The sequence below is a fragment of the Flammeovirgaceae bacterium genome (genome assembly GCA_015180985.1).
In the GTDB taxonomy this organism is placed as follows: Bacteria; Bacteroidota; Bacteroidia; order Cytophagales; family Cyclobacteriaceae; genus UBA2336.
This window is the reverse complement of sequence record CP054185.1, coordinates 3,372,273-3,379,405: the sequence shown is the minus strand read 5'-3', so window position 1 is coordinate 3,379,405 and position 7,133 is coordinate 3,372,273. Positions and strand designations below refer to the sequence as shown.

Annotated in this window: 7 protein-coding genes; all 7 read right to left on the bottom strand. The window is 41.9% G+C overall.

What is annotated here, in order from left to right:
- A partial coding sequence (locus HRU69_15380) for a hypothetical protein (protein ID QOI98780.1) occupies positions 1–657 on the bottom strand: 657 nt, incomplete at its 3' end.
- Positions 658–936: 279 nt separating this feature from the next.
- Positions 937–1,686 carry a hypothetical protein gene (locus HRU69_15375; GenBank protein ID QOI98779.1) on the bottom strand — a complete coding sequence of 250 codons (750 nt, stop codon included), beginning with the start codon at positions 1,684–1,686 and terminating at the stop codon, positions 937–939.
- Between the two features lie 186 nt (positions 1,687–1,872).
- Complete coding sequence (locus HRU69_15370; protein QOI98778.1) at positions 1,873–2,175, bottom strand: type II toxin-antitoxin system RelE/ParE family toxin; 303 nt, start codon at positions 2,173–2,175, stop codon at positions 1,873–1,875.
- A complete protein-coding gene (locus tag HRU69_15365) occupies positions 2,160–2,396 on the bottom strand; it encodes a hypothetical protein (GenBank protein QOI98777.1) in 237 nt (78 codons plus the stop codon). The genes HRU69_15370 and HRU69_15365 overlap by 16 nt, the downstream gene beginning before the upstream one ends.
- A gap of 2,016 nt (positions 2,397–4,412) precedes the next feature.
- Positions 4,413–4,955 carry a hypothetical protein gene (locus tag HRU69_15360; protein ID QOI98776.1) on the bottom strand — a complete coding sequence of 181 codons (543 nt, stop codon included), beginning with the start codon at positions 4,953–4,955 and terminating at the stop codon, positions 4,413–4,415.
- Between the two features lie 323 nt (positions 4,956–5,278).
- Positions 5,279–5,740, bottom strand: a complete 462-nt coding sequence (locus HRU69_15355; GenBank protein ID QOI98775.1) for a PIN domain protein — start codon at positions 5,738–5,740, stop codon at positions 5,279–5,281.
- Between the two features lie 752 nt (positions 5,741–6,492).
- Complete coding sequence (locus HRU69_15350) at positions 6,493–7,119, bottom strand: Crp/Fnr family transcriptional regulator (GenBank protein QOI98774.1); 627 nt, start codon at positions 7,117–7,119, stop codon at positions 6,493–6,495.
- Positions 7,120–7,133: the final 14 nt, after the last annotated feature.

Genomic DNA, 7,133 nt, shown 5'->3' with positions numbered 1-7,133 from the left:
CTCAATATCAAACGTAATTGTCTCCTTTGGTATTAGTTCCTTCTCTTCTGTCCACGAAATTATGTCCCCGTTCTCTTTCTTTAATTCAATTGTGTATCTTACTGACCTTACAACATTGTAAAAGTAAACATTTGTCCATTGTTTATTGTGAGTCACTGAAATTGGGTTTGAATCCGTAAAATAAGTTCCGTTTGGATACTTTGTACTCACAACGATACTGATTGTGTCCTTTGTCAGCGTTGACTGCTTGGATACAATTGTTTCGACCTTACCAGTCACGCAAGCATTTAAATTCCAAATATTGACTGAATTTCTTTTGATTGTCCTATGCCCTGAGGATGTCATATCAGGGTCTAAAAGCTCAATACATCTTTTATAATAAGCGTCTGAAATATCAATTTTATATAACTCGAATCTGTTATTCAAATTGTCTACTTGAAACAAATATTTTCCTTCTGAATCTGTAGTTGTCGATTGGAGAATACTGTCAATACCTATGGAAACCGGAACGAGTAAATCAATCTTTATTCCTTGCAATTGTTTTTTGTCGTTTGTATCAGTTTCAATAACCAGTCCCGAAAATGTGACTTCATTCATTAGTTCATCATTTCCGCAAGCAAATAATGTCAATAATGTCAAAAGTAAAATGTTTCTCATAATAATTTTGTTTGTCTTGCAATTACCGCCAACACTTGTGTTTATGCAGTGCGGGGAATAGGAGGACTTAAAAATGGAGCGCAGCGGAATGTTAAGCCCGACCTGCTCCAAACTGTCCCCCGTGACCAAACTACATTTTGAAACATAAACTTTAATTTAACACCAAACCCCCGCATTGCATAAACATTTTGTTGCCGGCTGGCCATTTCTACCACTGCAACTTGAATCGTTAGCCCTTGTTTCCAAATTGTCCGCGTACAGAAGTCTAGTCGGTTTAAACTAAATTCTCCGCGAATGGATGACTTTTGCATAGTCAAATCCGTTTGCCTTTCCAGTTACTCCATGCGTAGAAAATTCTAATGACTTTGAGGCATTGTCCCCGTATAGAAAATTGAAAACAATTCCATAGTCCTCCGACTCTTGATATTTTGAAAAGAAGTTGTCCAGTAGCTCAAATTCATTTGAGTCAAGATTGTCAGAATCTATTTTACTCATTTTAGCCACGTACATTTCTTGCTCAATATGGTCTTTAAGAGTTTTTGGTTTTGGATTTGTCAGCCAATAGATTGTTCTGAAAGCATATTCAAGAGTCCTTCTCCTAATCAGTTGTTCCGAGTAACTTTCACTTGTCCAAAAGAATGGGGTACAAAAGGCTCTGGTAACAAGTGCATTGATTTTAAACTTACTGTCATAATCAGTAGTGTAGGAATTTGTCCATCCACCTTTCAAGTCGTCCGCCAAATTTAAAACCACTTTGAATGTCCTTTGGTCTTGCCCTTCTTTCAATATTATGTTGATACTTTTAAGTGTATCTTGAATAACCTGTTCCGCCTTCAGTTCTTTTAATTCCATCAGTTTCTGCAGAATGTGTTCTTTTGCCATTGGGTTGAAACCAACAATGGGCAAAGTCAAATCTCCATTTTTCCCGTCCCGAAGCATTGAAATGTATTCTTGAAACCTCTCCTTTGAACGAGGTTTTGCATACAAGTCCAACATTGTGTCAATTATTGGAATTAGCTCGAATTTCATTTCTGTCAACCGTTAATGTGTGACGAGTCTCTGTCCGAAATGGCTTGCCGGCAACGTTTTGGGTTTGTTTAGTGGCGGATAAATCCAACGGATTTGTCCGCCTACACGAATATACATAAACTTGTTTACACTACGGGCGACTGTGTCGCCCGCCATTAAACAAACCTGGTGTTGGCGCCTGGCCGGTCACTTTAAAATCTTTTCTAATTTTTCTGGGTCTTGTCTGCTGTCCCAAATTGTAAGGAGAATTATTGCGTCAGCGGTCTCTTCGTATATTAGGAAGTAGTCCTTTACTATTTTGATTCTGGCTTTTTGGTCGTCAGTCTGTTTGCCTATTTGTGGGTAGTCCCGAATAATATTGAGTGCTTCTCTAAATCTCTTGTCCAATTTTTTACTGTAAGTATTTGATTTATTTCTATTTCTCCAGTATTCTAAAATTTGCTTTCTGTCGTTCTGAGCTCTTTGAGACCAAATTATTTGTTTAACCATTCGTCAATCTCTTTATTAGCTTGTTCTTCAGTCAAAAATTGTCCGTTTTTAATCTGCTGTCTGGCTTCACTAATTGCATTTTTTTGGTCGTCATTTAATTTATAGACTTCAATGTCGTCTGTTTCAATTTCCAGAAGTCTATATGCTTCTTCGAGGATTCTTCCGTCTTGGGTCTTTTGAATTTTGTCAATTAACCGCTTTCTCAATTCTACTGTCGACATAAGCTTAAATGTTTGTCACAAGTTAATAAATTTTGGTCAGTTTACCTGTCGTTTTTTGCAGGTCACCGGCTTGGCGCCAACGTTTTGGGTTTATGACGGCTGCGGTTTTCGAAGCCGAATTTGTCCCACGTGTTGAAAACGAAGTTAGTAAAACCAAACTACATTTCCACCGGTCGCCCGCAGCTGGCATAAACCTGGTGTTGCCGCCAGTACGCGTCCACCGTTAACCTTGTTTTGGACTTCTGTTAAGAAGTCCACCAAAAACTATTTTTTGGACGCGTCTGGCTCCACTTTTACAAAACGTTGTCTGGTTCACAAGAAAATGTCCAAAAAAATTTATTTAAGGTCAATTTTTCAAAATTTCCTTCACCAAACCGCAAAAAAATTCGCGCTTCGCGCGATTTTCTTGTCTACGGTAGGGGGGGGCTGCTTTCGCGCGTGTCGCGCGCGACAAGGGCATTTATTTAAAGTCCGTTGTCAAATATTCAATTAGTCTAAAACTTTTCCGCGTGTCCGCGTAGGTGAATTTGAGTTATAAGTCTTTTGTCAAAAGCCCTTTGTTTTAAAGTCCGAAATTTTGTCCGCGTATCCGCGTACACTGGATTTTATAAAAGTCTTTGTCAAGAGCTAATTTATTGTCCGCGGAGATGAGTCTTTGTCAGTTAGTCAAACGTTGTCTGCGTAGATTTTTCGCGTATTGGCGGCAACGTTTTGGGTTTATGACGGCTGCGGTTTTCGAAGCCAAATTCGTCCCACGTGTTGAAAACGAAGTTAGTAAAACCAAACTAAATTTCAACCTGCCACCCGCAGCTGGCATAAACCTGGTGTTAGCGCCAGTACGCGTCCACCGTTACTTCATTTTGGACTTCTGATAAGAAGTCCACCGAAAACTAATTTTTGGACGCGTCTGGCTCCACTTTTTACAAAACGTTGTCGTGTTGGCCAGTCTGTGTCGGTTAAAATGTCTAAAAAATTTTTTTAAGGTCGATTTTTCAAAATTTCCTTCACCAAACCGAAAAAAAATTCGCGCTTCGCGCGATTCTCTAGTCTACGGTGGGGGGCTGGTTTCGCGCGTGTCGCGCGGGACTGAATTTTGTTAAAATGTCCGTTGTCAATTGTAAAGAAGCCCGAAACTCTCCCGCGTGTCCGCGTACACCGAACTACATAATTGTCATTTGTCAGAAGTCGAGTTATTGTCTGCGTGAACGGGTCGGAAAAGGTTAGTCAGTCGTTGTCTGCGGACGTGTCATTTATTTTTGTCCGCGTATTGGCGCTAACGCTGGTGTTTGCGGTCGGGCGGGGAATAGGAGGGCTTGGCAATGCAGCGAAGCGGAATGCCAAGACCGACCAGTTGCGCCCTGTCCCACGTGCCAAATGTAAATAATGAAAACGACACTTTATGAGGACACCGAACCCCCGCCTGACGCAAACACATTGTTGGGCGCTGGCCGTTCAGTCGACCGTTATTTATTTGGTCAGTCGTTGTCGGTTGTGAAATGTTTTTTAGTCAACCGTTACTTTGTTATAGTTGCTAATTAAGGTCAGACGGAAAGGTCAGCGCACCATAAATTTGAGCTTGGGCGAATTCCACCGTTACTGTCCGCGTAACCGAAATTAAGTCCACGTGCTGAAAACTCTCCACGGAAACCGATTAAATATTACACCAATTGTCGGCCGAGCTGAAAATTAGTCCCCGTGTTGAAAGTGAATTTTGAAAAAGGTCCAAGTCGCTCGTTGGAGATGTAGTCTCGAATTTATTTTTTGCATTCAAGTCGCCCGTGATTTGAAACCGACTCTCAAAAATTAGTCGTCACGTTATTTGGAGTCCGCGGCTTGCGCCCAACGTTGGTGCTTGTGACGGGCGGGGTTTAGGAGGCCTTAGCAATGCAGCGAAGCGAAATGCTAAGGCCGACCAGTTGTAACGTGTCCCCGTGCCGACACTGCATAAAGATAACGATAGTTATGAGGACACCGAACCCCCGCCTGGCACAAGCATTGTGTTGTGGCGCGTACATTTCATCGGAACTCTATTCTGCTGTCCTTCTTACTTAGGAAAATATTCGCTCGGGTCAACATCCACGAAAACAACAATAAAAAAGTCCCGTAAGAAATTGTCGTATAGTTTTGGGCCGCTACGAAGTTAGTTGACATTCCAAATTCTAGGGCTCGGTCATAACGCTCGTCCATTTTAGTCTGTACATCGTAGACATAGTATCCTAGTCCACCGATAAAAACAAGTATTACCGCTATTGTCGATGATTGATACAAAATCAGTCCCCAGTTCTTAAGTCTGAGGAGTCCCAAGGAGCCAATAGATGTGAGAAGAGTAAGTCCACCCGCAATAAAAAGAATTACTCGCATTTGAATTGCTGCGTCTCTCATATTTGTTGCGACATCATTATACTCTTCTTGTCCAGCAGTAAAATTGTCGATGGAATTGTCAAATATTATTGTGCCTATAATTTGAAATACCACCCAAAGAGTCACAGTGCCAAAAATAGTCAAGGTCGTCCAGCCTATTGCTTTGATGTTTGAGAGTATATTCAGTTTGTCGTCCATGTGTTTGAAGTCCGAGAGTTATAAATGTATGCGCCACAACGTTTTGGGTTTATGACGGCTGCGGTTTTCGAAGCCGTCTTTGTCCCACGTGGGTAAACGAAATTAGTAAAACCAAACTACATTTCAACCTGTCACCCGCAGCTGGCATAAACCTGGTGTTGTAGGCAGGGCGCTATCGTCCCACTGTTTTTAAGTTGGAATTTTTTAATCTGTCCGCGATGTACTTTTTCAATTGCTCTAAAGTCATGTTTTGGGTTTCTTCACTAATCTTGTCGCGAATGTCCCGCATCATTTTCACTGCATCAAATGTCTTTATTTTCTCTTTAGTCTCCATATCTCACTAATTCTTGTGGTGTCCTTATCTCAATTGTCGGGTAACCCAGTCTCAAATTTACTGAATTATACCCTTTTATTCTATCAAGGTTAACAATGTGTTTAAAGTTCCAGCTAGCTAGTACATCTACTCGATTTACTGTCGCCAGGGCAATATGTCGGCAATCTTCCAGACTTGTCCGCCCAACAACTTTCTCAATAATGTACCTGTCGGCCAGATTCATAATTTCTTCAGTCAATTCAATTCTTTCAAATCTGTCGGTTGGATAGTTTAACAGTAACTCATTAACGTGTTTTGGGGCCTGAATTAGTTCTAATTCCAATAGGTCAGATATTATGAATTTAACTTCATTGTCCTCAAGTCTCTTAAAAAGTCGTTGAGTCGGTTCTTTGAATTCATCATCAAAAAATCCACCTACAACTGATGTGTCAATATAAATTCTCTGGATCATTTTTCGTTAGTCAAATTTTTTTTGCGCCTTGCCTACAACGTTTTGGGTTTATGACGGCTGCGGTTTTCGAAGCCGAATATGTCCCACGTGTTGAAAACGAAATTAATAAAACCAAACTACATTTCAACCTGTCGCCCGCAGCTGGCATAAACCTGGTGTTAGCGCCAGTACGCGTCCACCGTTATTTTAATTTGGACTTCTGATAAGAAGTCCACCGAAAGCTATTTTTGGACGCGTCTGGCTCCACTTTAACAAAACGTTGTCGGAATTGGTCAGTCTGTGTCGGTTAAAATGTCCAAAAAATTTTTTAAGGTCGATTTTTCAAATTTTCCTTCACCAAACCGAAAAAAAATTCGCGCTTCGCGCGATTCTGTTGTTGTCTACGGTGGGGGGCGGTTTCGCGCGTGTCGCGCGCGGCACTGTATTTTTGTTAAGAGTCCGTTGTCAATTGTATAGAAGTCTGAAACCCACCCGCGTGTCCGCGTACACCGAACTTTTAAATAGTCATTTGTCAGAAGTCGAATTATTGTCTGCGTTAACGGGTCGGAAAACGTTAGTCAGTTGCTGTCTGCGGACGTGTCATTTATTTTTTTTGTCCGCGTATTGGCGCTAACACTTGTGCTTCTACTATTAAAGGTATATCATACATGGCGACAAGTCAATTTTAAGCATGAAAAACCCAAAATGCATTTAAATCTGGCGGATATTTTTTTTGTGTACTTGATAGAAGTATTCTGCTGCGGGCTACCGCATCAAAACAAAATCTTATGCCCCTGTAGTTTAATCTTTCCCTTGCCCTCCATCTTTTTGATCGTCCGTATTACCGTTTCCACGCGCAAGCTGGTCATGTCGGCCAGTTGCTGGCGGGTGTACGGGATAATAATCGGCTGGCCATCGCCTTCGGGTGTGAGTTTCGATTTCAGGTAGTTTAATATTGTGGTAAGGCGGTGTTCGGGCGTGTGCGAGGAAATTTCGGTCAGGATCATTGACTTATACTGTAGCCGGTTGCACAGTACATGGTCCAGTTTCAGGTGCAGTTCAAAATTATTTTTAAGCAGTTGAAGGAAGTCAGCTTTAGGTAGCCGCCACACCTTGCCGGGTGTAAGGGCAATGGCCGTTGCCGGGTAGGCAAAATTGCCCAGCAGGGGAGGCTCGCCAAAGCTTTCGCCTGCATGGAAAATGCCCTGCGTAAACTCCTGGCCTTCGTGGTTGAGAATGTACATGCGCACCTGGCCTTCTTCCACCTGGAAATAGTCGGCAGCCGGGTTGCCTTCTTCAAACAACACCTGGTCCTTACGTACCTTAACGAGCCGCGCCTTGTACTCCTCCAGAAGTTTTACGGGTATCAACTTTCTCTTTTTCTGGAGAAAATTAGGCATTTTTCATTGGTTAT

Excerpts from the sequence above, each read along its gene's own strand:
- HRU69_15355 (QOI98775.1), bottom strand. The coding sequence starts at position 5,740 with ATGATCCAGAGAATTTATATTGACACATCAGTTGTAGGTGGATTTTTT.
- HRU69_15360 (QOI98776.1), bottom strand. The coding sequence starts at position 4,955 with ATGGACGACAAACTGAATATACTCTCAAACATCAAAGCAATAGGCTGG.
- HRU69_15365 (QOI98777.1), bottom strand. The coding sequence starts at position 2,396 with ATGTCGACAGTAGAATTGAGAAAGCGGTTAATTGACAAAATTCAAAAG.
- HRU69_15370 (QOI98778.1), bottom strand. The coding sequence starts at position 2,175 with ATGGTTAAACAAATAATTTGGTCTCAAAGAGCTCAGAACGACAGAAAG.
- HRU69_15350 (QOI98774.1), bottom strand. The coding sequence starts at position 7,119 with ATGCCTAATTTTCTCCAGAAAAAGAGAAAGTTGATACCCGTAAAACTT.
- HRU69_15375 (QOI98779.1), bottom strand. The coding sequence starts at position 1,686 with ATGAAATTCGAGCTAATTCCAATAATTGACACAATGTTGGACTTGTAT.